Source organism: Pinirhizobacter sp. (genome assembly GCF_035317885.1).
In the GTDB taxonomy this organism is placed as follows: Bacteria; Pseudomonadota; Gammaproteobacteria; order Xanthomonadales; family Rhodanobacteraceae; genus Pinirhizobacter.
This window is the reverse complement of sequence record NZ_DATHFX010000241.1, coordinates 1-2,246: the sequence shown is the minus strand read 5'-3', so window position 1 is coordinate 2,246 and position 2,246 is coordinate 1. Positions and strand designations below refer to the sequence as shown.

Annotated in this window: 2 protein-coding genes; both read right to left on the bottom strand. The window is 65.7% G+C overall.

The features are described from left to right. The coding region (locus VK519_RS07870) for a sigma 54-interacting transcriptional regulator (RefSeq protein WP_324348788.1) at positions 1–1,130 on the bottom strand (1,130 nt) is incomplete at its 3' end. Further along, complete coding sequence (locus VK519_RS07865; RefSeq protein ID WP_324348786.1) at positions 1,123–2,133, bottom strand: two-component system sensor histidine kinase NtrB; 1,011 nt, start codon at positions 2,131–2,133, stop codon at positions 1,123–1,125. The genes VK519_RS07865 and VK519_RS07870, both read right to left, overlap by 8 nt. Positions 2,134–2,246 lie beyond the last annotated feature (113 nt).

The following is a 2,246-nucleotide window of genomic DNA, read 5'->3' as shown; positions in this document are numbered from 1 at the left end:
CCTAAGTCCGCAGGAAGAATCTCGCTGCCCGGAGCCACCACGGCCAGTCGCCGGCAGAGGTTTTCAAGCTCCCGAACATTACCCGGGAAATCGCGCTGCTCAATGATCTTCTGCGCCGCGCGCGACAACCGCTTGGACGGCAGCTTGAACTCGTTGGCCGCGGTGCCGAGGAAATGTTTCGCCAACAGGGGAATATCCGCACGGCGCTGTCGCAGTGCGGGAAGTTCGATACGCACCACGTCCAGGCGGTGCTTGAGGTCCGCGCGGAAATGCCCGGAGGCCACGCGTGCATCCAGATCCTGGTGCGTGGCCGCCACGATGCGCACATTGCCGCGGATCAGTTCACGGCCACCCACGCGATAGAACTCACCGCCCGCCAGCACACGCAGCAGGCGTGTCTGCAGGGCCAGTGGCATGTCGCCGATTTCGTCCAGGAACAGCGTGCCGCCTTCGGCCTGTTCGAAGCGGCCGTTATGGCGCCGCGCTGCGCCGGTGAAGGCGCCTGCCTCGTGGCCGAAGAGTTCGCTTTCAAGCAACTCCGAAGGAATGGCCGCGGTGTTCAGGGCTACAAACGGCTTGTTGCGGCGCGCGCTTTCATCGTGCAGCGCACGCGCCACCAACTCCTTGCCGGTGCCAGTTTCGCCGGTGATCAATACATTGAGGTCGCTGGCGGCGATGCGGCCGATCAGGCGGAACACCTCGCGCATGGCCACGCTCTCGCCCAGCAGCGCATCCGCCGCCACGGTGGTCGGCGCCACGACATCACTGGGATTGGCCGCAGCCAGGGCGCGCTCCACCGCCTCCACCGCCTGGTCCAGGTCGAACGGCTTGGCGATGTAATCGGCAGCACCCGCGCGGTAGGCCGCGGCGGTAGTGGCGACATCGGTAAAGGCGCTCATCACGATCACCGGCGCCACGGCGCGGGAGTGAAGATCCGTCAGAAGGCTAAGGCCGTCTTCGCCCGGCATGCGTACGTCGGTAAGAATGAGCGCGGGCTTGCCGTCGGCGAGCGCGTCGCGCAAGGCGCTGGCGTCCCCGAACTCGCGTACCGCATGGCCGGCATCGCGCAAGGCCTCGGCCAGCACGAAACGGACGCCGCGGTCATCATCGGCGATCCATACATCAGCCATGCGGCTTCTCCATCGGAAGAAAAAGGGAAAACACGGTTTCGCCAGGCTCACTGACAAAGCGCAACTCGCCGCCATGCTCGCGGGCAATCTCGCGCGACAGCGCCAACCCCAGACCCGTGCCCTCGGGGCGCCCGGATACCAGCGGCTGGAACAGGTTGTCGCGAAGCGCGTCGGGTACGCCCCGGCCGTCGTCGATCACATCGATGCGCAAGGCGCTGCGCGCATGCGGCTCACCCAGGCGCACGCCGTGCTCCACGCGCGTGCGGAACACAAGCGTGGTGGCACCCGCCTCCACCGCATTGCGTGCCAGGTTCAACAACACCTGCAACAGGCGGTCGGCGTCGCCGGAGGAACCAGGCAAGCTGGGGTCGTAGTCGCGGCGGATGCGTGGTGCGGACGGCTCGGAAGCCACCAGCACCTCCAGACGCTCGAGTAGTTCATGGATGTTTACCGGTGCGACGCGGGCCACGCCGCCGTGGCGTAGAAGCCGGTCGGCCAGGGCGGATAAACGATCGGCTTCGGCGATCACCAGCGAGGCGAGGTCCTTCAAGTCCGGCTCGGCGACGCGGCGTTGCAAAAGCTGCGCGGCGCCTCGCAGGCCTGCCAAGGGATTTTTCACCTCGTGGGCGAAGCCACGCAGGGTGGCTGACAGCGGCGTGGGCTCGGCGATGTCACCGATCAGGGGGTGGACCTCGATCAGGACGGCACCATCCGCCAGGGGCTGAAGGGCAATGTCAGCGGTGACCGGTCGACCGCGGGCCAATACGACATGAGCGCCGCGGAGTTGAAGTACCTGGCGCTCGGCGAGGGCTCGCTCGACCAGCGGGGCCAAGGCGGGTTCGCGGACAAGGGCGTCGAACTTCTGTCCCTGGGCGCTACGGGTGCCTACACCTAGCCATTCGCCCATGGCGGGGTTGAGCCAGCGGACGGCGAGGCTGGGGTCGACGACCGCCAGGCCGGTGCTGATGAGGGTGGTGATCTCGGTCGTTGGTGGTGCTTGCATTGCACCAATGTAGGGATTTTGACTTGGATTGGAAAGTCCAAAACACAAAGTATGCTGTGTGGCCAGATCACCGAAGTCTGTAACGACAAACATACTTAGGTGTTGTGCGAAGA

Bases quoted from the DNA above. Each gene is read 5' to 3' on its own strand.
- VK519_RS07865 (WP_324348786.1), bottom strand. From the start codon at position 2,133: ATGCAAGCACCACCAACGACCGAGATCACCACCCTCATCAGCACCGGC.